Below are 26351 nucleotides of genomic sequence, written 5' to 3'. Positions count from 1 at the left end.
ACAAAAGCTCTCGAAGGTACGAGGGGCAAAAAAAGAATCACTGTATTCAGGAAAACGTGATGGATAGAACCTGTAAAATGCGATGGAAGCACCAGAGGTTGAATAACGGATGTGCCTTCCTCTGATAGTATTTGCTGTTATAGCAGTAAGATTCACCATTATTCAAGAACATGCCATGCGATCAAGCTAAAAACCAATGATATTCACTGCTCAGACAGTAAAAATTCATGGATTATCTTATCAAAGCCCTTGACTTGAACTTGAAATAGCACATTTTACTGTTAAGGCAGTAAATATGAGGGGATCATAATGGCTAATATTGCACAGATAATTGGAAGGCTCGGTAAACTAGTGCGGTTTCATCGTAACAAAGCCGGTTTGACGCAGATTCAACTGGCCGATCTGGCCGGGGTTGGAAAATCTACTGTCTACGATATCGAGAAAGGCAAGCCTACTATTCAGATCAACAGTCTTTTTGCTGTACTTGCCATAATGAATATTGATGTCAAATTCTCAGGACCACTAAGTGCTGCATTCGAAAAATGGTCTGCAGATCAATCATCAGAGAAATAAGGGTCTGCATTTGACTGGAGATAAAACGATTATTCGGTGTCATATCCGGAACATCAGGATTTCAGGAGTTCTATCATGTCGGAACCGATAAGACAGGCAAAAGTGTTCATGCACGGTCAATGGGCCGGTATCCTTGAGGAGTGGGTGACCAACAGAGAATACAGGTTTGTTTATCGTGATAGTTACGATGGCCATCCGATTTCGCTTACAATGCCTGTCGGGGAAAAAATCCATGAATTTTTAAGATTCCCCGCTTTTTTCGACGGACTTCTGCCGGAAGGCGAGATGCTTGAAGGGCTTCTCCGTCAGCGGAAGATTGACCGGAACGACTGTTTTGCGCAGCTCATGGCTGTCGGGCGCGAGCTGATTGGTGCAGTCACCGTTGAGGAAATCACATGAATCGCTGCCCTATCACATATGATGAGTGCGGCGTAAGCCTTTACTCACAACGAGGTTTGCACTTGCTGAATAAAAACCTTTCAAATCTGAACCGTTTTCCGCTGACGGCCTCAGAACAGCGGAAGGAAGCAATTATTCGAGCGGGTAAAATATCGATTCAAGGTATCCAGCCGAAACTGAGCACACGACTCAGCGTAAAGAAATCCGTTTTTGAAATAGTAGACAGGGGTGGTCACTACATTCTCAAACCTCAACACAGCGTATACCCCGAGTTGCCGGAGAATGAGGGTCTCACTATGCATCTGGCTGACCTTGCAGGTATGGATGTTCCGTTGAACGGGATGGTGTATTCCAGGGATGGCTCTCTAACATATTTCATCAGGCGATTTGACCGAGTCGGAAAAGGCACGAAGATTGCGACGGAGGACTTCGCGCAACTCAGCGGTAAAGACCGGGACACGAAGTACAACTTCAGCATGGAAAAGGTTATAACAATTCTTGAGCAGTACTGCACGTTTCCTGCTGTTGAGCAAGCAAAACTATTCCGAAGATCTCTCTTTAGCTTCCTGATTGGCAATGAGGACATGCATCTGAAGAATTTTTCCCTCATCCGTCGCGATGGCATGATTGAGTTGTCACCAATGTACGACTACCTGAATACTACAATCGCGCTTCAGGCAATAGGGAAACCAATTGAGGAGATTGAGGAGCTTGCTTTGCCATTAAGAGGTAAAAAGCAGAATCTGACTCGAAAAGACCTGATCGACTACTTCGGCCGGGAGAGGCTTCAGCTCACCGCAAAAGTGATTGATGGTTCCCTGCAGGTATTAGAAACAACTATTCCAGAGTGGTACGACCTTATCAAAACGAGTTTCCTGTCCGATCCCATGAAGATGCTCTATTCTGAATTGCTGCATCGGCGTTGTGCTGTGTTGGGACTCTGAATAAAACCACATGAATCCGTTTCCCGCCAGTTGTTACTTCTTCTATAGAAAGTCAGGAGCATCAAGGTTGAACAGAACTATCTGGAACCTGTGAAATCCCGTAAGATAGAGCTTGAAAAGTCAATCAAGTCACAGATGGGATAACGCTTGCGTATATGCGGAGACACGTACTGAAAATGTCTGAGAAAAACAAGCATCAAGCATTGTAAAATATTATATATTATATAGATAACAGAATATCAACGTTAAATAATTGCATTTAACGTCTTTCTGATGTATTGTTAACCGATAAATGATATCAGATTGAACGGGGGATTGACCCGGTGAAGCTTACAAAAACTGCTGTTTCAAGACCTGTTGCTGTTACCGTACTTTCCATTGTTGCTGCGCTGCTCGGTACCGTTGCCGTTATGAAAATGCCGGTGGATCTTCTTCCATCGGTAGAGTATCCAAGATTGACCATTGAGACTACATATCCATCATCCAGTCCTTACGAGGTTGAACGCCTTGTAACCGATCCTCTCGAGAATGCCGTTGCCGGTGTCAGAGGGCTCAGGAGCTATACATCCAGGTCTTACGGGGACAGGAGCCGCATAACCCTTGAGTTTGACTGGGGCGCGCGGATGGATTTCACAAGGCTCGAGGTTAGGGAAAAACTTGATGTTGCCGGATGGTCGATGCCGGATGAGGCAGGAAGACCGACGATAGTTGATTACGATCCTTCCCGCAGGCCTTTCATGGAAATATTGATGACAATGGAATCGAGTGACTGGACCGATGTCACTGATTTCGCGAGAAGACTGGTAACGTCGCGGATCGATCAGGCTGAAGGCGTCGCGGGATGTGAAATACAGGGAGAGGCTGATCCTGCAGTCTTCGTGCGCCTGAGAGAAGGCGTGGTTGAAGAGCTGAACCTTAATCCTGAGACGATTGCGCTTGCTCTTCAGGGCGCTAATGTCTCCATGTCGGGCGGGCTCGTACGTGATGGTCAGAGAGAGTACTTTCTTTCACTTGAGGGTGAATTTTCAACTCTTGAGGATGTTGAAAACACAGTTGTTGGAATCAGAGGCAATACACCGCTCCTGTTAAGAGACATAGCAGAAGTATCAATAGGAGAGAAACCGGTAACTGAGTGGGCCAGCTTCAATGGTGAGAGATGTCTTATCATAAGAGTACGCAAGATGGCTGAGGCCAATACCGTTGAAGTGGCAAGGGAAGTCAGTGAGCTTGTCACTGAACTAAGGGAGGAATACGAGGCTCTTGATCTTCAGATAATACAGAACGATGCGGACTTCATAGAGGAATCCATTGGTGAAGTAATAGAAGCCCTGATTCTTGGTGGATTATTAGCGTTTGGAGTTCTGTTCTTCTTTCTGAGAGACTGGAGAAGTCCTCTGGTACTCGGCCTCTCATTGCCTCTCAGCATAGCCATCGCGCTGTTCTTCCTGTTCATTTCAGGAGTGACGCTTAACATCATGTCTCTTGGAGGACTTGCTCTTGGAACCGGCCTCCTTGTGGATAATGCGGTCGTAGTCCTGGAAGCTATATACAGGCGCAGAGAAAATGGAGAAAAAGCGATTGAAGGTGCCAATTCCGGTACCTCTGAAGTTGGGAAAGCAATTACTGCCAGTACTCTTACAACACTCATTGTCTTCTTCCCTGTAGTATACATGGAGGGAATCACCAGCCAGCTTTTCAGAGATCAGGCTCTGGCAGTTGGATTCGCGCTGATAGCCAGCCTTCTGGTAGCGGTTACGATTATACCAACCCTGTCCGCAAGGATAAGGAATATTAAAAAGAGCACCGATGTCACTACGAGAATGAAGGATCGATATGTCAGATTGATGCAGAAGGCACTCAGGCATCCAGGTAAGATTCTGCTCGGCGTTATGGCAGCTTTTGCAATTGCTGTTCTGGTCGGCATGGGGCTTCCTATGCAGCTTCTTCCCAGTACACCCGTAGACCAGCTGGAGATATCCTATTCCGCTCCAAGGGGAACATCCATGGCTCAGATGGTTGAGCTTTCATCAGGTGTGACTGATCTTGCACTGTCCTCAGGCGCGGACTGGGTTTCAGGCCGAAGCGGAGTCCGTTCAGAGGAAGGTGTTGACGCAGTTTTAACTGCATCATACCAGACTCCTGAGGATGCCACTGACGCTATGCAACCATTGAGAGATGCATGGAACTCGGTATTCAGATTTCCGATAACAGTTGAGAAAAGAAAATCTCTGCTTGGAGAAATACTTGGTGGCGGCAGCTCCTTTACAGTATATCTCGAGGGTGAAAGCATCAATGCAGATCTTGAGGCAGCTCAAGGACTTGTGCAGATCCTATCCGGACTGGAAGGAGTTGAATCCGCTAATTTGCAGTACCTTCCAGGCAAGCCGGAGATGGTGCTTGATCTGGATCAGGAACTGATCAATCTGTTCGGAGTATCCGCGTCTAATGTGGCTGATTTTGTAGGAAGCCTCTCAAGAGGAATCACAGCCACAACCTATTACAGACAGGATGAGCGGGTTGATGTTGTTCTGCTGGCCGGCCGCGGCGAAGGGATTTCAATTGATTCACTTTTCCTGAGATCAATGCCTACATCATCAGGATTGCTTTCAATTGACAGAATAAGCGAGCCGGTAAGACGACAGACCCCCGGTTTCATAGAGCACAACCAGGGAAACAGAGCAGTCGCTGTACAGATACAGGGATCCGGAAGTAATCTTGCGAGGATATCCAGCAGTGTATCCACAGCTTCGGATACACTTCTGAGGGAAATTCCCGTCCGTCTTCGAACAGGAGATGAGATTGAGGAAATGAACAGAACCACATCAAGCCTTATACTTGCTGCTCTTCTTGCTGTTGGTCTGGTTTACGTTCTGCTTGCCGCGCAGTTCGAATCTTTCCGGGAGCCTTTTGTGATAATGTTTACTGTACCGCTTGGCGTTATTGGTGTCGTTCTTGGTCTGGCCATGTTCGGACAGAGCTGGAATGCACTCTCCGGAATAGGTCTTGTCGTTCTGTGTGGAATCGTTGTGAACGACGGCATTCTTCTCGTTGAACGTATCGGTCAGCTCAGGAAAGAGGGATTCGACAGGAATAACGCTATCATTCAGGCAGGCAGAGATAGATTCAGACCTGTTCTGATGACCACGGTAACAACAGTTCTCGGCCTGACCCCGATGGCCATAGGATTCGGTTCCGGAGCAAGCCTTCGCCAGCCGCTTGCTATCGCGGTCATTGGCGGAATCACCGTTGCTACGGCACTCACTCTCGTGGTTGTTCCTATTCTGTACAGATTGCTTTCGAGCAGGAGGGGTTCCGTTGTCGGTCGTTGATCTGGTTCTCCACAGACCGCGTGGAACAGCTGTAATCTACATTGCTCTCCTTATTCTGGCCTGGGTATCATTCAACAGGATACCGATAGAGGGAACACCGGACACTACTCTGCCTACGCTTCATGTTTCAGCTTACTGGTCAGGGGCCGATCCTGAAGCCATCTGTGAACAGGTTACTCGTCCCATCGAAGAAACTTCCCGAGAGATTGAAGGTGTTGTAGAGATATCTTCAACATCCAGGAATGGAAGCAGTTCTGTAAGTGTTTCATTCGAGAATGGCACTGACATGGATGTTGCTGCAATGGAATTGACAGAACGGGTTTCATTCCTCCGGGATGAACTGCCGCAGGCCGTCATAACCGGCAGTGTGACACAGGCCATACCACAGGAACTAGACAGTGAGGGGTTTCTCTTGTACGCCATAACTGGCGACGAGTCCTCTGTTCTTAAGCAGCTTGCCGATGATGTGATTGTTCCGAGGCTGGAACGGATTGATGGAGTAAGTTCGGTCATTGTCGAGGGTTTAGGTCAGCAGGAAATTGTAGTAGACATCGACCGTGATGCGCTCAACTCACTTAATCTGACCCTTTCACAGGTTGCAAGCGCTGTCCATCAAGGAATCGTTGATCGGAACACGGGTGTCGTGGTTGACAGCTCCGGACTTGAAGCGGTTCTCAGGATATCCACAGTCCCCGGCTCAGTAGCTGAATTGAAAGAACTCGTTATCTCGAATCGGGGCGGGAGATTCATTACTCTCTCCGATATTACAAACAGGATACTGGTCGATTTCAATACAAATGATACTTTCATATTCAGGTACAACGGAATGGATCAGGTTACTCTTCAGATCGACAGAAATGCGTCCAGTAACGCTGTTCGAGTGGCCTCTTCAGTAAAATCCAGTGTCGAGGAATTGAGTAAGGAACTGCCCGATGGAATAGAGCTTCATCTTACAGAGGATGGAACCGAAAGTATTACAGATGATCTGAAAGACCTGTCCTGGAGAGCCCTGGTTGCACTATGTGCGATAGTCCTTATTCTTCTGTTTCTCAATCGCAGCCCGCTTTCCACTCCTCTTATCATAAGTTCCATCCTCTTCTCGGCTGCGATGGCTGTTACTGCTGTATATCTGGCCGGTTACAGTATCAATGTTCTCACGCTCAGTGCACTCGCGATAGCGTTCGGGCTGCTGGTTGACGGAGCTGTTGTTGTTCTGGAAGCTATCGGATTCAGGCGAAGACAAGGTCTCTCGCCAATGGAAGCGGCAAGGATAGGGGCAAAGGAAGTCGCCATGCCGATTCTTGGAGGCATACTGACTACTATGGTCGCACTTGTACCGCTTCTTGCAAGTGAAGGAATCCTGAAACTCTACTATCGTCCATTTGCCTTTACTATTGCAGCCACACTTACGGCTTCATTCTGTGTCTGCCTAACTCTGGTTCCCTCGATAGCTGCGAGATGGAAGTCCAGAAACTGGTTCAGGGAAAGAAGATGGGACAGGCATCTGGCAAAAGGGATCGCGGTTCTCCATCACAAGCCTCTTATCGCTGTTCTAATCGCGGCTCTTCTTGTGGCCGGAGCGGTTTGGGCATTCCTCGCGAAGGTCGAGAAGGGGCAAGAATGGGCTTTCAGCTTCGATCCGGATTACGTCCTGGTCTGGATGCAATACCCGCCGGGTACTCCTCAGGATGTTGTCGATACAGCTGCAAAGGAATTTGAGGTAATACTGGCCAACAGGGAAGGTATTACTTCTACAAGAACACGAGTTACAGGTGAGAGCGCGAGTATCTATTCAGTATTAACAGATGAGGCCGTACAGACCGGTTATGGTCTGCAGATAGAAGCCGAAGCAAGAGCGCGTGCTACTACGCTTGGAGGTGTGCGCTCCATTTATGTGCGCGGGATGAATCCTGAACCATACTGGCGGAGTTCAAGAAGCGCGGGAATGATGCAGACAATAGAGCTGCGCGGATTCGATTACCAGGGACTCAAGAATATAGCGCTCTCAATGCAGACAATGCTCGAACGGCACCCTAGGGTTGGAGAGGTTAACATCAACTTCGATCCCAGAAACCCTGAACGTAACCAGCTCGCGATAGTTTTTGACAGACAGGAGCTGGCGGATCTTGGAATCAATCCGGGCCAGATATTTCAGGCGTTCAGATACAATCTTGCAGGCGGTTATGGCGCGGAGGTTCAGGTAGGTGATGAAAGCCTCGACATGACCTTCAGAATTGACGGGATGGATAATCCGGAATTGTCTGAGGTTCTGGAAAGCAGGATATTGACCGTTGGTGGAACCATGGAGCTTGGGGACATCGTTCAGATCGATACACTCGAGGTTCAGGGCTCCATTGAAAGGGATAACGGGGAATATATACGAACAGTTGCCTATTCATTTATGGGAGCAGAGAGAATGGCAGCCCGTTTCAGGGTCACTCTGCTGGATAATCTTGTTCTTCCATCCGGATACAGGGTACATGAGGCTGAGTATATCCCGTTCTGGCTGCAGGACGATGGTACCGATATGAATCTTCTCGTTATCCTTGCGATAATTGCCGTATTTGCCGTGACCGCTATTGTGTTCGAATCATTCAAGGCGCCTCTTTATATCCTGGCGGTCATCCCTATGGCTATGGTCGGTGTCGTTGCCGGATTCTGGATATTTGATAAGGTATTCACGCCGCAGGCTTACGTAGGGAGCGTATTTCTTGTTGGCATTGCGGTGAATAATTCCATACTCCTTGTTGACAGTTATCAGAAAAAGAAGAGAGCCGGGATGGATACCAAAATGGCCGCTGACATGGTTGTCTCCGAGCGGCTGCGGCCTATCCTGCAAACCAGCGCTACTACTATTCTAGGATTGCTGCCTCTGGTTCTCTGGCCAATGAAAGAGGTTGAAGATCTCTGGAGTACATTGTCATTTACAGTTGTGTGCGGAATGGTAATCTCAACACCTCTGGTTCTCATTTCGCTGCCGGCATTAATACAGTTGACTTCCCGGAAAGGGAGGAAGAAGAAGTGATACAAAAAGTGATATTCGGACTTTTAATAGTGTTTCTAACGATTGCTGCATGCGGTGGTGAGGAAGAAGAGGCTGAGCTGGAAACCCTTGAGCCTTCTCCTCTTCCGGTAACAGCGGAAGCAGCTTCGGTGGATACTCTTTTTGAAGTAGTCAATTCAACCGGCAGAGTTACTTCTGCCAGGACACAGTCCCTGTCCGCAATGATACAGGGAGAGGTAGTACAGGCACCCGCGCATACAGGTGAAGAAGTGAGAGATGGTGAGATAGTTTTCAGGATTGCTTCAGGTGAAAGTGCTTCCAGGCTTTCAAGTGCAAGCAGTTCATACAGAAATGCGCAGGCTCTTTACGAATTCGAATGTGAGAATTACAGGGGTGAGCTCACTCCGGAGATTCAGAGTATGCTGCGCCAGACAACAGGGTTGGCTGATGCGCAGACAAATCTTGCAGGAGCTCAGACCCAGTACAGCAACTCCGCAATCACAGCGAGCTTTAATGGAGTCATTTCGGATGTTTCAGCCAGGGAGGGGATGGTTGTCTATCCCGGTACTGTACTGGGTGAGATTATCGATCCATGGAGTCTTCAGGTTGAAGTCAGTCTTGATGAGAGGGCACTTGTTCAATGTATGAAGGGACAAAGGGTTTATGTGACCATTCCCTCATTGAATGATACAACCGTTGTTGGAACGGTTGCATCCGTTTCTCCTACTATTGACCCATCTCTTAGGGCCGGTAAAGTGGTTATTGATCTTCCGGTTATTCCGAATCTTCGATCAGGAGCTACAACAAGGGTCGAGATAGTAATCGCGGTCTATTTAAATCAACTGATTATTCCTGAGGAAGCAGTTCTTATAAGAGATGACCGAGATATGGTTTTCGTTGTCACTGATGGTCATGCAAAATGGCGATATCTCACACTTGGACCAAAAGGGAGAGGTTATGTCGCGGTGCTGGAGAGTGATCTGGAAGGCGTTGCGGAAGGCGAGCAGGTAATTACCTCCGGTCATTACTCACTTGCCCACGATGCCCCGGTAGCCGTCGTCAATTAGAGGGTCGGACATAACATTGTACACTTGTGATAACAGTAAACGCTAATAATCGTTGATATAGTTAACAATTATATATGAAATTTGTGATTCATTCTACTTATATCATTATACTATGAGTATGTATTTTATCCGTAAGTGCCGCAAGTGACGTCCGACCCCGCCCGCTCCAGGAGAGAGAGTAAGTATGTATTTCAGCTCAGTGATAATGCTCGCATGTGCTGCAACGTTTTATCACATCGGCAAAACGGAGTATCATAAAGGCATACTTCTATTCCTCATAAGTATACTTGTTTGGAATGGCACAAATTTCTTATTTGGATGGGGTTGGCTTATGTGTGTTGTGGGACAGGTTGGACTCTATGGCATACTGACTATCATCAACCTGTCACGTCCGCCGCGCCCGTTCTAAGAGTACATTCGGATTATTTCACCTGACCTGAACAGTGCCGAATTGGGGCATGAAAGAACATTGCAGAAGGCAATAGCCTGGTGCGGATCCTTTTTCGGATAAAGATATGCCATTACAGTGAGAGCATCCGCGTTGCATGGACAGCTGCCAAGAACATCCAGTGAAGTTCCGCAATGGGGGCATGATAAATCAAGGGGTTCATCAGGATTCGCTTCACCTTCCAGTATCTGGTAAGCTGAATCCCCCAGTACAGCTGACAGGGCCACAAGGCCGTTTCCACTTCTCCTGCCCGAGAATTTGACTACTATTGCCGGATATCCGGAAACAGGATGGTCAAGCGAAATCAGATTATGTCCCTCGGGGCAGTAAACCGCGTTCACTACAACCTCGACCTTTTCCTTCTCGTTCTTCTCGTGGTTCATTTCGGGAATCTTTAATCTTCCTTTGTCATCAAACATGCTTCCAGGCATGAAATGCCCCTTTCAATGTGTTTCTTAATGTTATTCTCAATGATGCAATGATAATAGAAATCATCAATTGGGAAAGGGTTAAGATTGATAATACTCTACTAATATTATAGGAAAATTGTATAAAAGCCTCAATCATAGTATGATAGGTATACCATATTGGGCATGAAGCTTTTCACTTAACTGATATCCGAAAGGAAGTAAAATGAATCGAGTTTTACTATTTGCGTTGCTTGTACTGATGTCGAGCATGCTTGTGCTGACTGCCTGTGGAGAGGAAGGAAGTACTGCTACTCTGGATGATTCTTCTGCCACCGATATACTTGTTGACCATGTTGAATCGGAGGGTGCTGCTGATCTAATCCCACGAGCAGTTCTCTTCGGTAATCCTGAGAGAATCAGACCTCAGCTTTCACCTGCCGGTGATATGATAGCTTACATCGCTCCGGTTGACAGTGTTCTTAACCTGTGGGTGATGAATATTGATGGCAGCGAGCCAACGCAGCTAACCTTCGACACAAACAGAGGTGTTATAAATTACTTCTGGGCAGAGAATAACACTCATATTCTTTATATGCAGGATCTTGCCGGCGAGGAAAACACTCATGTTTACAGGCTGGATGTTACTACAGGTGATGTACTCGATATGACTCCTTATGAGGAAGTTAAGGCTTATGTCAGCGCTACTGACGAAGATCAGCCGAATACAGTACTTGTGGAAATGAATCAGATCAATCCAATGTTCTTTGACGTCTATTCATGTGATCTGGAAACCGGTGAACTTACCCTCCTGCAGGAGAATCCAGGAACAACTGAAGACGGCGACATGGTGCTGGGATATATGACTGATGAGAATCTCAATGTACGTGGAATGGGAACGATTGATCCTGAGGACGGAACGATAGTCATTTACCTTAGGGATGTCGGTGCTGAAGAATGGGTGGAGTTCATATCTTTCTCAGCTCTTGACAGTGTTTCTCCCGAGAGGTTCAGCAATGACGGCAGGGGTCTCTACTACCAGTCCAACCTTGAGTCAAATACTACAAAACTTCTCTATCAGGATCTCGACACAGGAGAGATCACCGAAATCGCACACGATTCGCTTGCCGATCTTGGCGGAGTATCTTTTGATCCGTTCACCGGAGAACCCAGAGCGGTCAGTATCCATTATCTCAGACGGAATGTAGAAGTGCTTGATGCTTCAATACAGGATGATTACGATTTCCTGGGAAGCTATGATCCCGGAGATTTCGCCATGGTTTCGAGAGATAACGCTGACAGCACCTGGATTGTGGCTTACTTCACGCCACAGAATCCAGCTTCTTATTACGTTTACGACCGTACTTCTAAAGAAATGACCTTCCTTTTCACAGCTATTCCGGCTCTGGATGATTATCAGATTGCGGATATTAAACCGCTTCTCATACCCGCAAGAGATGGGTGGGAGCTTCCGAGCTATTTGACGCTTCCTGTTAATGCAGCAGATGAACCGCTGCCGATGGTTCTTTACGTTCATGGCGGTCCATGGGCTAGGGATTATTATGGATATGATCCCTTCGCGCAGTTGCTTGCCAACAGAGGGTTTGCAGTACTGCAGGTTAATTTCAGGGCATCAACCGGTTTTGGCAAGGAACACATGAATGCCGGTAATAAGGAGTGGGGCGGACTGATGCAGGATGACCTGACCGATGCTGTCAGGTGGGCCATAACTGAAGGTATCGCGGATCCTGCCAGAGTTGTGATCATGGGCGGTTCTTACGGAGGGTATGCCACACTTGCAGGTGTAACATTCACACCTGACCTTTACTGCGCCGGTGTGGATTTCTTCGGGCCATCCAATCTGGTTACATTCAGAGAGACTGTGCCTCCTTACTGGAGACCTCTTGATGCCATAATGGATATCAGGATAGGTGATCTCGAGGAAGATGCGGAGATGCTTCAGGACAGATCCCCTCTAAATCATGTTGAGAATATTTCCATTCCCATGTTTATCGTGCAGGGAGCCAATGATCCGAGAGTTGTTCAGGCTGAGTCAGATCAGATGGTCGAAGCTCTCAGGAACAACGGCAACGAGGTTTACTACATCGTTTACGAAAACGAGGGACACGGATTCGCGATTGAAGCGAACAGGCTCGAATTCGCCGGAAGAATTGAAGAGTTCCTTCACAATCACGTACGTGGTGTTGAGTGTCAGCTGTTCGAAGAAATTCCTAATTCAACTGCTGAAGTAAGATAGATACTTTCAAGAAGCAATTACCGGGGGCATGAGTCATGCTCCCGGTTTCTTTAGTGCGATTATCTTATGATGGTGAACAGTGAGGACCAGCTGTTCTGAGAATCCGAGACTCTGAGGCAGTATACAGCGGGTGGAAGATGTGTGCAGGGAATAGTGAGAACTGTTTCCGGTCCGGTGGTGAGTTCCTGTCTGAATACGCACCTTCCGGTAAGATCATAAATCAATACATTGAAAGGCGCAGAAGCAGGATTTAAAGCGGGAACCGAGAGTCTTACCACCTGATTGACAGGATTGCCAAGAATGTCGAATATGAAGGCAACGGATAATTCCTCCTCAGATGAAATCCCGACCCCTCCGTCAAGCGAGGCGTATATGTTCCAGGAGCTGTCCCCTCCCGTACCGGCCCAGGCAATAATGCCGTCAGAAAGAGCAGGCAGCCATGCTTCCCCTGCTGGATTCACCAGCTGAGAGGGGCTGGACCATTCCGCGCCTTCAAGAGTACTCTGCCAGATTTGAGCGTCAGTACCATTTCCAATCTGCCATGCGGCGAAGATATTTCCTGAAAGAGAGAGTCCGGCTGTCGGCGCGAATGCCTGAAGTGTTGGGGATGAAAATAGCTCTTCTTCATCGTCCCATCCGGTTCCGTTCCAGAATTGCGCAATAATTCTTGAATTATCGTCATCTTCCTGCCAGAGAAGGAGAAGAGTGTTTTCGACAAGTACGAGTTCAGGTGAGCGGCAGAAGTTACCGGAGGATACCTCCACAGGAGCTAAGAATCCTGTTTCACTTCCCCTGGTCCACATTATTCTCTCACCTGATGTGGTTCCCTCGACCCATGCCGCATGAAGATAACCCGAAATATCAGCTGCTGCGGTTGGTGAGATTTCTCCGGTATTAATGCCGGAAAGGTAGGTTTCCGGGAATGATCCATCAAGCGCCTTGATCATTATATCACCTTCACCGCGCCTCCATACCTGCCAGACAAGCCACATCCTGTCCGTATAAGCTAGTTGTGGAGCACCGTCGTAACCATCGCCATTTGCCGCTACGGTTACGTTGTTGAAGAATGATCCTGAAGCGGTCTTCACATTGTATCCATATGTTGAAACATCGAAATCGCTCCATGCAAGCCAGGGCTCACCGTTTCCATCCAGCGCCATATCAGGTGTAACATCCCAGTATTCGTCGGCGTCAACGTAGTAAACAGAACTCCATACATCACCATCCCAGTTTCTTGCTGCTATATCCAATCTTCCGTTTTCGGCTGTGAGCCAGGCAACCCAGGTATTGTTTCCCGAAGATGCTGTAACAGGATAACAGTCAGAAAAGCTGCTGGTTGAAACCTGAATGTAGTCATCTGTTTCATCCGATACCGGGAATGTTGATGATAAGCGATCTCTGCCTGAGAGCGGCATGATTGTCGGATCGCCAAGCAGTACACATCCGTAGTGCCAGTCCGGATTATAAATGCCTACGTTTGTGAACCAGGTTCTGAATGCAACCCCGGGTATATTGCCTGAGCCGATAGGTTCGTAGAATTCACTGAAATCCAGCATAGCCCCTGTCTTGGTTGATCCGATAGCAAGAAGGCCATAGTCCGTTCCAAAGAGATACCAGTTTCCAAGACAGTTCGGTTCCGTCCATCTGCAGTTGGAGCACGCGAAGAGTTGAACGAATACAGTCTGCGGGTTTATGCAGGAAATCTCGGGAGCCATGACAGTGCCGCCGTAACCTGATGAAACTCTGAAAGTATGTCCCCATGGTGATGAGTGGGACATTAGATGAACGAATTCGTAGCCTTCTGTCAGCTCTGCCTTGTAGTTGTCTGCAGTAGTTTGAGAATTACTGTTCACCACTTCAACAGTTGAATAGATGTTCTCAAGACCACAGCTGCCGTAATAACTCCAGTCATCATCGTTGAATGCAAGCGCCCTTGCCGGTACCGACAGGCTTCCGGTTCTGTAAAGGTGGTTTGAGGCGAAGTAGTCTTTCAATAGACTGAGTTCACTGCCGAATTCCATCGCATGAGCGTCGATTCTGCCCACCCAGATCTCCGGTGCCCTGTCGCCGGAAAGACTGTCCAGCAAGCCATTTTCGTCGATATCCAACCATATTCCGTCAAGATCCATCAGGTAGAGATCCATCGGAAATTCCTCGTGTTGTCCGGTGAACTCATCCATCTCATACCACGCTCGTGGAAGATTTCCGACAAGCACCGCTCCGCTGATATCTGAATGCATCTGGAGGAAAGTCCTCAGATCAGCCGCTGATCCGCCACTCATAATCCACGAAGTGACATTCCAGCCCTCCGCTGACAGATCGGATTCGAACTGTGCAAGCTCTGAAGCAAGAGGGATCTCAAGTCCTTCTGCAATTATGATGATAACATCCGAATCACCCCTGTCAGGAGAGACGGAAACCGATCTGTGGAAATCTGCCGGAAGGCTTGAAAGCGGAGATGGTTCAACCTGTGCCATTGAGCGCTGCACCGATCCCACCGGAACAGGTGTCTGAACCAGAAGAGCAAGCAGGAGCAGTGTATTCATTGTTTACCTCTCCCAAAGAGCTGTTAGTATGCTCTGGCGAGAATAGCTTTTACGATTGTATCCCTTCCGGTCATGATACATTTACCGGAACCTCCGGTCTGATCAAGGGGGATACATCTGACTGTGGCTTTTGTCTCCTGCTGGAGTCTGATTTCATCGTCAGCGTCGCCATCCCACCATACACTGTAAAAACCCGGTTTTTCATTGATCGCTTTCGCGAATTCCTCAAAGGATTCTGCCGTATATGTTCTTTCGTTCAATTTCGTTGTTGCTTCATTGAGCATTTCTTCCTGGATTTTATCCAGCAGTCCGGGCATTTCACCGGAAACATCATCCAGTGCTACCTTGAATTTTCCATCTCTTCCGGGATTGTTCCTGGGGCTGAGCATGACATATCCCTCTTCAATATCCCTGGGACCGATTTCAAGTCTGAGAGGAACACCTCTCACTTCCCAGTAATTGAATTTGAAACCGGGACTCATGCCTTCGCGATCGTCCAATTTAACCCTGATACCATTGCCTTTGAGTTCTGATGCTATCTTCTCCGCTGTTCTCAAGGTCTCGTCTCTTGAAGCATCCTTGAGTATGGGTACGATTACAACCTGAAAGGGTGCAAGCCTTGGCGGCAGGCGGAGTCCATTTTCATCACCATGGACCATGATTACACCACCGATCAGTCTGGTTGATACACCCCAGCTGCTTTGATGAACGTATTTCTGTTCGTTGCTGCTGTCCAGATACATGGTATTGAACGCTTTTGCGAAGTTTGTACCCAGATAGTGTGTTGTACCGCTCTGAAGTGCCCAGCCATTCCCCATCATTGCTTCAATGGTATAACTGGCTACTGAGCCGGCAAACTTCTCGCGTTCGGTTTTTCTTCCCTGAATAACAGGAATTGCCGCTACGTTCCTGGCAAAGTCTTCATAAACATCAAGCATTCGAAGAGTTTCTTCTCTTGCTTCTTTTTCATTTGCGTGCGCGGTGTGTCCTTCCTGCCAGAGGAATTCAGTGGTTCGAAGGAATGCTCTCGGTCTCATTTCCCATCGAATTACGTTTGCCCACTGATTCAGCAGCATGGGAAGATCGCGGTAGCTGTTAATCCATTTTGAGAACATATGGTTGAACATCGTTTCGGAAGTAGGTCTGAGAACAAGAGGTTCATCCAGTTTTTTTCCGCCACCATGAGTGACCACTGCAAGTTCCGGCGCAAATCCCTCGACGTGTTCAGCCTCCTTTTCAAAGAAACTCTGAGGAATCAGCATGGGAAAGTATACATTGCTGTGACCGGTATCCTTGAATCTGCGATCCAGACTTGCTTTGATATTTTCCCATATGGCAAACCCATAGGGTCTGATAATCATGCATCCACGTACAGGAGCAGAATCCGATAATTCAGCTTCTCTGATAACATCCTGGTACCATCTGGCATAATCCTTATTGGGATTCATAATATTTTTTGCCATTGATTTACTTCCTGTTAGAGCGAAAGTTTTCTATTTTCCTTAAAGCGAAAACTAATTCAGAGCGGAGGATACTCCAAGGGGAGAATTGACACTCCCATCACAAATTATTAACTTGTTGACATAGGGGGCCGATTGCTGAGAGTGGCAAAAAGAACCGATGAAGGCTGCGCCCCGATGTTTTGCCAATGCGTGATCTGGTAAACAGGTAGACAGAGGCAGCAACAGGCCGTTATAAGACCTTTAGCCCTTTTTTGAGAAACATTCTCATGGGATATGGCCCCCACACTTCTTCAATGGGCATAAAACCTATGTCCGAAAGGCAGTAACTTGTTATCGTTGAGGGCGTTATACTCGTCGGTCGATGACCGGAGTTACAGATGGATACTAATCTTCTTCACCATTTATACAGCTATTCTGATTCTTGTACCTTTGATTCGACTTGTTCCCAGGGTGCCGGTGCCGATTCTTTCATTTGCTCTGTGCTTCCTTTTATACAGATGGAGAAAACTACCCGGGGTACTAAAGCCCTGGCTGTTCTATCTGGTTCTTGTGCTGTCCTACTGGCAACTGCAGTTTGTTGTGACGTCACATTTTCAGGAATTTCATGGTGCGGGGATCATTGCTTTAGAGAAAAACCTTTTCGGTTCACTTCCTGTTGTCTGGCTGCAGCAGCATCTTTATCAGCATGGAGAATTTTCCTGGTACGATTACATGTTTGCGATTTTCCACTCAACGCTTTTCTTTCTTCCAATTGTATTCCCGCTGCTTCTGCTGATTAGACGCGGCGTTGAGCGGATGAAACGGGCAACGGTTGCGATTACACTGCTGACACTTGCCGGTTATGCAACATATGTGTTATTCCCGCTTACCCCACCCTGGATGGCTTCTCTTGAAAACGCAATTCCTCATGTGGAGAGAATTACAATCAGAGCGCTTGGTGAGCTTGCGCCAGGAGGTATAATCTCAGCCTTCAGTCCAAGTCCGAGAGGTGCTATGCCTTCACTTCACGCAGGGGTACCGATACTGATACTGATTATGGCATTCAAGGAATTTGGATGGAAAGCCTGGTGGATATCCATTCTGGTTATTGGAATATGCTTCGAAATCATCTATGGTGCCGAGCATTACATTGTTGATATTGTGGCAGGTCTTATATATGCTGTTGTTTCATACATTATTGTTTATAGATGGTTGCTTCCGGAAGTTATTGCGAAACCTGGCTCCAGTGGTGCCGGGAAGGAGATACTTGAATGAAGGGAAATGTACGATCTCTTCTCATTAAAAAGCAAAAGGGTGAAAGGATCGTATCGCTCACTGCATATGATTTTGTAACTGCAAAGCTTGAAGAAAAGGCCGGAGTTGATTTTATCCTTGTCGGAGACACGCTTGCGATGGTGGTTCTTGGGGAGGAGACAACCCTTACAGCTAACCTTGATATCATGATAGCTCATACGAAAGCGGTCAGCCTGGGAGCACCGAATACCCTTGTCGTTGGAGATATGCCTTTCGGATCTTACGAATGCTCCGATGCTCAGGCAGTTAAGAACGCTGTTCGATTCCTTGCAGAGGGAGGGGCTGATGCGGTAAAACTTGAAGGTGGTAACGAGCGATCCGTTTCAAGGGTACAAGCAATTATCGATTCTGGAATTCCTGTGATGGGTCATATCGGGCTGCTTCCGCAGTCAATTAGGCAGATCGGAGGATACAGAGTTGTTTACAGTGATCAGCGCGAGAGGATGCTGTCAGAAGCTTTTGCTCTTCAGGAGGCGGGTATTTTTTCTGTTGTGCTTGAAAGTACCGAGGAGGAGCTTGCTCGAGAAATAACAAGTAAATTATCTGTTCCAACCATTGGCATTGGAGCTGGAAGATATACGGATGGTCAGATACTGGTTGTGAATGACATGCTCGGTCTTTCCGGTGAATTCAAACCGAAATTCCTTAAGAAATATATACAGCTTGATGAGATGATACTTGGTGCTGTGAAGGAATACTGCAATGAGGTTCGGGGCGGGGAATTCCCTGACGAGAAACACGTTTACAGTGCCAGGGGCAGCAAGTGAGAATACTCGTTGTAGGCAGCGGAGGAAGAGAGCACGCGATTTCCTGGTCTCTTTCAAAATCCGGGAAACACTCACTATTCTGTGCTCCCGGCAATCCCGGTATGGCAGAACTCGGAGTGCTTGAACCTGTCGAAGCGGACAATATTAATGGTCTTGTTTCACTTGCCCGTGACAGGAGTATCGATCTGGTCGTGGTAGGTCCTGAAGTACCATTGGTATCCGGACTGGGGGACGCGCTCAGAGCGGAAGGTATTTCCTGTTTTGGCCCAGGTGAGAAGGCAGCCAGGCTGGAAGGCAGTAAATGGTTCGCGAAGGATGTCATGAATTCCGCAGGAGTGCCTACAGCTCGGAGTAAGGTTTTCACAGACACAGACTCTGCTATGGAGTATATGGGTGAAGACGCATCAGGATTTGTAATAAAGGCTGACGGCCTGGCAGCGGGTAAAGGTGTTTTCCTGCCAGATGGATCTGATGAAGCGTGTACCATCCTTGACTTCCTTTTCGGAGGCGGGCTTGGCGAGTCAGGTCTGCGTGTTGTAATAGAGGAGCGGCTTAAGGGCAGGGAAGTCAGCATACTCGCCGTCTGCAGCGGAACTGATTGTGTTATTCTTCCTCCCAGCAGAGATCACAAGCGGCTCGGCGATGGAAATACAGGCCCGAATACAGGAGGGATGGGAGCCATCTGCCCACCGCCTGAAATTGAAGACGGTTTTTGCGAAACGGTCAGAGAGGAGATCATCCTTCCGGTTCTCCGGGAACTGGCTTCACGGGGTATTGATTACAGAGGAGTTCTGTACGCTGGTCTGATGCTTACAGATGATGGGCCAAGTGTCCTGGAGTTTAACGTTCGTTTTGGCGATCCGGAGACTCAGGCAGTGCTTCCCATGATTGAAGGTGATCTTGCGGATCTTTTTGATGCCGCTGCCCGTGGAGGATCACTTCCGAGTGAAGTTGCTGTTAAGGATGGCTGCTGCGCCTGCGTTGTGATGGCTTCAGGCGGATATCCATCGTCATATGAAAAGGGTTTTCTCATCTCCGGACTGGAGAGAGTTGAAGGTGCTGTTGTATTCCACGCCGGTACAAAGAAGACCGATGACGGGATTGTAACCAACGGTGGAAGAGTGCTCAGTGTGGTAGCCATAGGAAGTACACTGAACGATGCTCTTGATAGAACCTATCTGGAACTTGAGAAAATAGAATTTAAGAGGAAATATTTCAGAAATGATATTGGGAGGATTGTCTAATGCTTGTTGGAATTCTAATGGGTAGCGAAAGCGATAGAGAAGTAATGAAATATACTTCAGATATACTGAAGGAACTCAATATTCCATTCGAAGTTAATGTCATGTCAGCTCACAGAACACCGGAAAAAGTCAAAGAGTACTCTTCGGCCGCTTCAGAAAGAGGTTTGAAGGTTCTGATTGCCGGAGCAGGGCTTGCCGCGCATCTGGCTGGAGCGGTAGCGGCACACACCATACTTCCGGTGATTGGCGTACCTCTTGCAGCGGGACCACTCAACGGAATGGATTCACTTCTTTCAACTGTTCAGATGCCCAAAGGTATTCCGGTGGCAACGGTTGCAATCGGTTCGCACGGAGCCAGAAACGCGGCCTATCTCGCGGCTCAGATTATTGCTCTGGAAGACGAAAACGTTGCAGTCAAACTGAGAGAATTGCGGGGCTGGTGAGAACTGCACACATTCGGATAAATACTGATAAACCTGCTTTGGAAATTATTGAGCAGGTCTCTTCATGTATTCTCGGTGGTGGGATCGTTCTATACCCCTCGGACACTGTCTACGGTCTTCTTTGCCGAGCTGACGATAAGGAATCAGTCGATAGACTATCAAATTTAAAAGGTTACAAAGAGCAGAGACCATTCATACTCATCGTAGATGGCATTTCCATGGTGGAATCCCTTACAGATGGAATTGATCCCGAAGTGCGTGAAATTCTTTTACAGCGCTGGCCCGGCAGATTGACATTTGTGCTTCCGGCAGGGAACAGGTGTCCTGAATGGGTAAGGGGAGAGGATAATACCGTGGCACTTCGTCATCCCGCCGATCCCCTGAGCGGACAACTCCTGAAACGCTGCGGTGTCCCGCTGGTCTCAACCAGCGCCAATCTGTCTGGAATGAAACCTACCCTGAGTCTGGCTGAAATTCCTGAATCTATACTGGATGGTGTGGATATCATTCTCGATGCCGGTACTATGCCACCGTCCTCTCCATCGACGATCCTCCGTCTCCTCCGGAGCAGCCAGGGTCGGACATAACAACGTACACTTGTGATACAAATAATCTCATAATAAACTGACAATAGTTCTTGTATCATAATTCAGACCTTGAAATTAAATGAATTCATGAGTAAGCTATAGGTACTATGGCTAGAATCACGCGCCCAGACTGGGAAAATGCTCTGCACCATGTGATGGCACGGGGGATAGACGGTAGAACTCTTTTCTCAAACGTATTTGAGTACGAACATCTTAGAAGCAGGCTGGAACAACTTGTTATTGAATTGAAGTTTTCCGTATATGCGTGGGTGATAATGCCTAATCATTTTCATCTTCTTATTCGAACCGGGCCAGAACCTATAAGTCTCCTGATGCACCGGTTACTTACCGGATTTGCTGTTTCATATAACAGACGCCATGACAGAACTGGACATGTGTTTCAGGGTCGATTCAAATCAATTCTCGTACAAGAGGAAAACTATTTTCTGAAACTCATTAACTACATTCATCTTAATCCTTTAAAGGCTAATCTTGCTAATTCGCTAGAAGAGCTAGACATATATAAATGGTCCGGACATCCGTGTCTTATCGGAAAGACGGAGTGCAGATGGATGAAAAGGGATTCAGTATTAGAGAATTTCGGTGATACTGAACTCTGTGCAATAAAGAATTATCAGACATCTCTAATGAATAATATAAGTGATTTACCCTCCAGCGAAATGGTTTGTGGAAGTTATACTTTAGGTACAAATGGAATTACGAGTTCAGATCAGAGAACTGGAACTTCTCACTGGACTGGTATCTGCAGAGTTCTGGGAGATAAGGAATTCGCAAAAAGAGTTCTAAGTAAGTTAAATGATTCCAGATCACTGGATATCAGGGACAGAGAAAATATACACAGGAAGATTGAACGATTATTTAATCAAATGGAAGTAACGATGGGATTATGCCGCAGTGTGATCTGCGGGAATAGCCGCAGCACTGAGCTTGCAGAAGCCCGTGGAGCGATAGCATGGATATGTTCGCAGAAGTATGGTCTCAGTTATAGAGATATTTCAAGATTACTCGCTATTAGTAGGTCTGGTGCTGCGAAAGCAGTCCAGAGAGGGGCAGAATTACAGAGAGAACGCCCATTTATTATAGAACAACTGATTTCATAAGTGTACGATGTTATGTCCGACCCTGCTATTTGCCTCGGAATGCGATCCAGAGAGCTCTTAGAAGGCTGGGAGGATGGAGGAGGATGTTGGAGTAAGCTTGATTCGCAAGTGGACAGGCACATTCCCCTCTTCTGATTGATTTTCTGATATTTTTTGCTTTCTTTGATCTCCAGATATACTGGAAATCATTGTCCTGACTGACTATACCCATTTCTGCCTTATAAGCCAGCACGGCACAGGGCCATACGGCGCCATCAGAATTGATGTTTACATTCAGTATACCTGCATTGCATGGTATCTCCTGTTTATTGCTGTCAAGGATCTTCACCGCAAGATCGTAGTAAACAATCCTCATGGCAGTAGTAATTCGAGGAAGTATTTTCATATCCTTCATTTTTCCTCTGACTGATTCCTTGAATGTTTCCATCAGTTGATCATAGCTGTGGCTTTCCGGTGTTATTCCTGACCCCAGATTGAAAAATTCTTCGCGTTCCTCTGCTATTTCATTGATGTATGTATCAACACCAAGTCCTCTTGCGTATACGATTATTTCTTTGAGATGAGAAGCATTAAACCGGGAGATCACTGTTCCAACTCCAATATGAAGATACTTATACTGTTCTCTGAGTTTATTCAGTCTTTCGATAGTATCCAGAAGCTTCTCGAAGTTACCCGGTACGCCTCGGATCTCATCATGCAAAGCTCCTACTCCATCAAAGGAGGGTTTTACAGTTAGAACAGTTCCCGGTGCTTCCTGCTTAATTGCGTTGAGTATCTCCAGTGTTATTCTTTCAATTCGCTCAGGAGCAAGAGCGTTTGTTGGAATATGCACTATTGCAGGTTTCATGAATCTGCATGCCAGTCTTACTATTTCCGGTAGATCGTCTCTAAGATACGGCTCCCCACCGGAGATATTAAAGAAATAAGTCCATCCAATAGACCTGAAAAGTCTTTCAATCGTATTAAGATCAAGATCATCACCGGGGTTATGCTTCCATATGTAACATGTTTTGCACCTTGATTGACAGCGACGTGTAACAGAGAATGTTACGTTGATCGGCTGAGGTGGAGGAGAGAGTCCTCGCATCGCAAGAGCACCTTTGAATAAGCTGCCCGCAAGATGAAAAACTTGCTCTATATGATTCATTTTTGTCGTGAATCTTTTTCTCATTGCTCCATAAACAATTGCCTGAAGAGCATATAACCCTTCGATAATTATAAGCATGACCCTTTGACCAAGCGCGATGACTGTAGCAACTTCGACTCCACCGTGTACGAAACCTGAAAGAAGAATGCCCTGAACACCTTCCCTTATTCCTATTCCGCCCGGTATGAAAACCATTATGAGCGCGATAAACCAGGATACAGGACCTGCAAGAAGACAGATTGCTATCATTGCGAATGGTGGATCAGATTGAACTCCGAATCCCCTGAACCAGAAATACAGAGCCATGCTCCGGAGGCTCCATGAAAGTAGATTGTAACCTATGAATGCAGCCTGGTGCCTGTGAGAGATATGAGGAAGATCATCAATATCTGCTCCCAGTCTGTGACTCAGCTTATGAGTAAGCACTCTCTGTATTTTCGGTGCGAAGAGCATTACAACTCCAAGACCTGCTGAGATCCACAGAGCGATTACTACAGGAAGAGGTACATTCGCAAGACCCAGAAACGGAAGGCCTATCAAGGCCATAATAGTCAGTGTGACCATCATGTAGAGGTTTTCGAGAATAAAGGCTGTTATAGCTTTGACTGGACCTGTCCCGTTTGCTTTCAGGAAGGCAATCCTTCCGACAATCATCCAGAGTTTGCCTGGAACGTACTGCCCCATCTGAGTTGTGTACCAGTTACGCCTGACTTCGCCTTTATCAATCTTTGGAATTTTCAGGGCTTCCAGGATCTTTCTCCATGGCGCAGGTGCAAAATAGTATCCCAGTAGCAGCGAGATGAAAGAGAGACCTATCATTGGAAGGCTTGCACTGTCCCTGGAGTTTTCCCAGAAGCTGATCAGTCCGGGTTCCCACTTGGGCCAGAGTTCCAGAGCGAAATAGAGAATGGCGATAATAAGCAGGAGTACTCCACCCCAGGTGGACAGCAGGTGGAACAATTTTTTGCGATCCTTGATCATTAAGCCGATTTCCGTTTCCTTCTAATTATTAGATCAGATACAATAAGGAGAATGGAACATATCAATCCCGCAATTGATATGATAAGACCGGTGGTAACATCGGATGAATCAAACCTGAATTCTACTTCATGCAGTCCGGAAGGTACAACAACTCCCCGCTGCCAGTGATTTGCCTGCATCATTGAAGCTGGTTCTCCATCTATGAATACACGCCACCTCGGGTACCATGTATCGGCAAGGACAAGAAGACCATCCTCCGGGTTATCAGTTCGAATAGTAACCTGTTGGGGTTCATCAAGTACTATTGTTGCTTCCGCTTCTATTGTATTAAGCATTTCGGGCAGTTCAGAACTTTCGTACAGTATCGTAATCTTTTGCGGATCGATGCCGCTCGTTAGAAGATTCAGACACTGATTCTCCGATAGCACTACCCAGGATTCAGCAAACCATACCCTTGGAAGATGTTCTTCAGGAAGCAAGGCTTCGAGTGTATCGACATAGGATGGATTGGAAGACGAGGCCTGTTCGATTAGATAATTTCTGAACTGCGGATATGTGAAGTAACTATCCTGTGTCTGAAGAACAGTGAAAGCAGTCTGCCTGGCTGCTGTGACCCCGGCTGTTGAAATAATACTCTGGAGGTCTTCCGCAATAGCGGTTTTTGCCGCATGATAGCCACCTACCGATCTGATATGGTAGGGAATAAACTTGTTTCCACCAATGAGAAGTCGCCCGGATTCTGTCAGTGCGGACAAATCGCTGTAGTCTTCGAAAAGTTCGTCAACACTTGTTTCATCCAGGTAGAACTGGAAATCTTTGTCCACCGGTATTATTTCAACAGCAATCAGAACCGTAAGGACAGAACCCGGGATCAACAGCCCCATTTTGATTCTATTTCTGAAATAGATTAAACCTGCCAGAATCAGAGCGGCAGCAGCGGCTTTCAGAAAATCCGGTGAAGCAATATCAACTCTTCTATGTACTACGGAAGCGTATCCTGAAGCCAGGGGGTTTTGCATTCTGGACCACCAGCCGGATTGCAGACCGGGCAGTACAGAATCAGCGAGGAGGAAAATTAATACGCATATGCCTGCAAAAACGGAAATCCCGATAAGGAACTTCTTTCTGGGAAAACTATCGTTACAGAAAATCGAATCAAAACCGGGGCCAGCAGCAAGTGCTATAGCAGAAGTCGTAAGGAATGCGGCCATATGCGGAGCTCTAAGCTTACGGAAGAACGGTACTATCTTGTAGAGTACTCCGAAGAACGGGGTATAACCGCCCCATGATATGAGAAGTCCTGTCACCATGACAGCCAGCAGAGGCCATCTGTATTTTTTTGAAAAGCCCAGAAATGCGGCAAGTGCCAGCAAAAAGACTAGAACACCTGTGAACTCACTGCTTAATCTCAGTCCGAGTCTGCCAAAATAGAGGGGAACACCAGAAAACGTACTGTCAGGAAATCCGTGCCTGTAACCGAAAAGATGCGGGAACAGCATTGTCAGTGTTTCTTCAGGAGGGAGAGAATAGCTTGACGCCTGATCGAAAGATAGATTATCACCCCTTGAGGAATACTCTGAATAATTATATCCCGGCAGCAGCTGAACGGCTCCAATCGCTACTGCAAGAAGTACGATAACCGTTATTCCAATAGTTGCACTGCCAAGGTTCTTGCCAATAGATCCCTTTCTGGAGAAAGCCCGGAAGCCGAACCAGATTAGAGAGGCCCCAACTGAGTATAGAACCATCTGTGGATGGCTGGCGAGGGTTTGCATACCTAGTGCTATACCGCCAATTGCTATGTATTTTCCTCTTCTTGTCTGCATCCACCCTTCACATGCGTACAGAAGCAGAGGTAGAAAACTCCAGCAAACTATCTTGCTGCCATGTCCAGCATAGACCAGTGTATTTGACCAGGCTGTTGCGGCAAAAGCAATAGAACCGGCTATTCTGCCCCACCTGCTTACTCCGATGGACCCGAGAAAGAGCCATGCGAATATTCCTCCAAGAAGCATCTGAATGGGAAAGAGAAAACGTACCATACCTTCTAAACCTGTGATCAGCAGAAGCAAACCGCGAACGGGATAGAAAACAGGGGCAGAAAATGAAGAGTAGAATGGAATACCACAGAATATGTAAGGATTCCAGTGTGGGAGACTGCCATTCTGAAGAGATTCAGCTGTGTATGTAAAGAAGGGATATCCCTGAGTTACCGTATCGCTGAGTTCCCCGCCAGGCAGTTTTCCTGATGTAAAGACAGTTGAATAGGTTATTAGTACTGCAGGAATTAGAAAAAGCAGATATCCTGTTCTTTTCGGAAATGAAATCAAA

Annotated in this window: 18 protein-coding genes; 13 read left to right on the top strand and 5 right to left on the bottom strand. The window is 47.0% G+C overall.

Annotated elements, in window-relative coordinates; all coding sequences use genetic code 11:
- The first annotated feature begins 309 nt into the window (after positions 1 to 309).
- From K8R76_04570 to K8R76_04545, 6 genes are all read left to right on the top strand, one after another.
- On the top strand, positions 310 to 573 hold the full coding sequence (locus tag K8R76_04570; protein MCD4847446.1) for a helix-turn-helix domain-containing protein: 264 nt from the start codon (positions 310 to 312) through the stop codon (positions 571 to 573).
- Positions 574 to 660: 87 nt separating this feature from the next.
- On the top strand, positions 661 to 972 hold the full coding sequence (locus tag K8R76_04565) for a HipA N-terminal domain-containing protein (protein ID MCD4847445.1): 312 nt from the start codon (positions 661 to 663) through the stop codon (positions 970 to 972).
- Positions 969 to 1916 carry a HipA domain-containing protein gene (locus K8R76_04560; GenBank protein MCD4847444.1) on the top strand — a complete coding sequence of 316 codons (948 nt, stop codon included), beginning with the start codon at positions 969 to 971 and terminating at the stop codon, positions 1914 to 1916. The genes K8R76_04565 and K8R76_04560 overlap by 4 nt, the downstream gene beginning before the upstream one ends.
- A 323-nt stretch (positions 1917 to 2239) precedes the next feature.
- On the top strand, positions 2240 to 5245 hold the full coding sequence (locus K8R76_04555) for an efflux RND transporter permease subunit (GenBank protein MCD4847443.1): 3006 nt from the start codon (positions 2240 to 2242) through the stop codon (positions 5243 to 5245).
- Entirely contained in the window at positions 5232 to 8270 is a 3039-nt protein-coding gene (locus K8R76_04550) for an efflux RND transporter permease subunit (GenBank protein ID MCD4847442.1), read from the top strand. Before K8R76_04555 ends, K8R76_04550 begins: the two co-directional genes overlap by 14 nt.
- Positions 8267 to 9316 (top strand): efflux RND transporter periplasmic adaptor subunit, encoded by a 1050-nt coding sequence (locus K8R76_04545; GenBank protein ID MCD4847441.1) that lies wholly within the window; start codon positions 8267 to 8269, stop codon positions 9314 to 9316. Before K8R76_04550 ends, K8R76_04545 begins: the two co-directional genes overlap by 4 nt.
- Positions 9317 to 9721: 405 nt before the next feature.
- On the opposite strand, the gene K8R76_04540 is transcribed toward K8R76_04545, so the two are convergent.
- Positions 9722 to 10195, bottom strand: coding sequence for a hypothetical protein (locus tag K8R76_04540; protein ID MCD4847440.1), 474 nt, complete (start codon positions 10193 to 10195; stop codon positions 9722 to 9724).
- Positions 10196 to 10397: 202 nt separating this feature from the next.
- Here K8R76_04540 and K8R76_04535 point away from each other — a divergent pair, with 202 nt between their 5' ends.
- Complete coding sequence (locus K8R76_04535) at positions 10398 to 12428, top strand: S9 family peptidase (GenBank protein MCD4847439.1); 2031 nt, start codon at positions 10398 to 10400, stop codon at positions 12426 to 12428.
- Positions 12429 to 12487: 59 nt separating this feature from the next.
- On the opposite strand, the gene K8R76_04530 is transcribed toward K8R76_04535, so the two are convergent.
- Positions 12488 to 14974: a hypothetical protein gene (locus tag K8R76_04530; GenBank protein ID MCD4847438.1), complete on the bottom strand. Its 2487-nt coding sequence runs from the start codon at positions 14972 to 14974 to the stop codon at positions 12488 to 12490.
- Positions 14975 to 14997: 23 nt separating this feature from the next.
- Complete coding sequence (gene proS, locus K8R76_04525) at positions 14998 to 16437, bottom strand: proline--tRNA ligase (GenBank protein ID MCD4847437.1); 1440 nt, start codon at positions 16435 to 16437, stop codon at positions 14998 to 15000.
- Positions 16438 to 16764: 327 nt separating this feature from the next.
- Between proS and K8R76_04520 the strand changes: the two genes are divergently transcribed.
- The 6 genes from K8R76_04520 (at position 16765) to K8R76_04495 (ending at position 21892) form a co-directional block, all read left to right on the top strand.
- On the top strand, positions 16765 to 17691 hold the full coding sequence (locus K8R76_04520; protein ID MCD4847436.1) for a phosphatase PAP2 family protein: 927 nt from the start codon (positions 16765 to 16767) through the stop codon (positions 17689 to 17691).
- Positions 17688 to 18497 carry a 3-methyl-2-oxobutanoate hydroxymethyltransferase gene (gene panB / locus K8R76_04515; protein MCD4847435.1) on the top strand — a complete coding sequence of 270 codons (810 nt, stop codon included), beginning with the start codon at positions 17688 to 17690 and terminating at the stop codon, positions 18495 to 18497. Before K8R76_04520 ends, panB begins: the two co-directional genes overlap by 4 nt.
- Complete coding sequence (gene purD, locus K8R76_04510; protein ID MCD4847434.1) at positions 18494 to 19741, top strand: phosphoribosylamine--glycine ligase; 1248 nt, start codon at positions 18494 to 18496, stop codon at positions 19739 to 19741. Before panB ends, purD begins: the two co-directional genes overlap by 4 nt.
- Positions 19741 to 20184, top strand: a complete 444-nt coding sequence (gene purE, locus K8R76_04505) for a 5-(carboxyamino)imidazole ribonucleotide mutase (protein MCD4847433.1) — start codon at positions 19741 to 19743, stop codon at positions 20182 to 20184. Before purD ends, purE begins: the two co-directional genes overlap by 1 nt.
- Positions 20181 to 20771, top strand: a complete 591-nt coding sequence (locus K8R76_04500; protein MCD4847432.1) for a threonylcarbamoyl-AMP synthase — start codon at positions 20181 to 20183, stop codon at positions 20769 to 20771. The genes purE and K8R76_04500 overlap by 4 nt, the downstream gene beginning before the upstream one ends.
- A 107-nt stretch (positions 20772 to 20878) precedes the next feature.
- Positions 20879 to 21892 (top strand): transposase, encoded by a 1014-nt coding sequence (locus K8R76_04495; GenBank protein MCD4847431.1) that lies wholly within the window; start codon positions 20879 to 20881, stop codon positions 21890 to 21892.
- Positions 21893 to 21917: 25 nt separating this feature from the next.
- On the opposite strand, the gene K8R76_04490 is transcribed toward K8R76_04495, so the two are convergent.
- Positions 21918 to 24020, bottom strand: a complete 2103-nt coding sequence (locus K8R76_04490) for a lysylphosphatidylglycerol synthase domain-containing protein (GenBank protein ID MCD4847430.1) — start codon at positions 24018 to 24020, stop codon at positions 21918 to 21920.
- A complete protein-coding gene (locus tag K8R76_04485; protein MCD4847429.1) occupies positions 24020 to 26350 on the bottom strand; it encodes a hypothetical protein in 2331 nt (776 codons plus the stop codon). The genes K8R76_04490 and K8R76_04485 overlap by 1 nt, the downstream gene beginning before the upstream one ends.
- Position 26351: the final 1 nt, after the last annotated feature.

Source organism: Candidatus Aegiribacteria sp. (assembly GCA_021108435.1).
Taxonomy (GTDB): domain Bacteria; phylum Fermentibacterota; class Fermentibacteria; order Fermentibacterales; family JCC-6; genus Aegiribacteria.
Note: the sequence above shows the minus strand (reverse complement) of the source record. Positions and strands in the feature narration are given on the sequence as shown.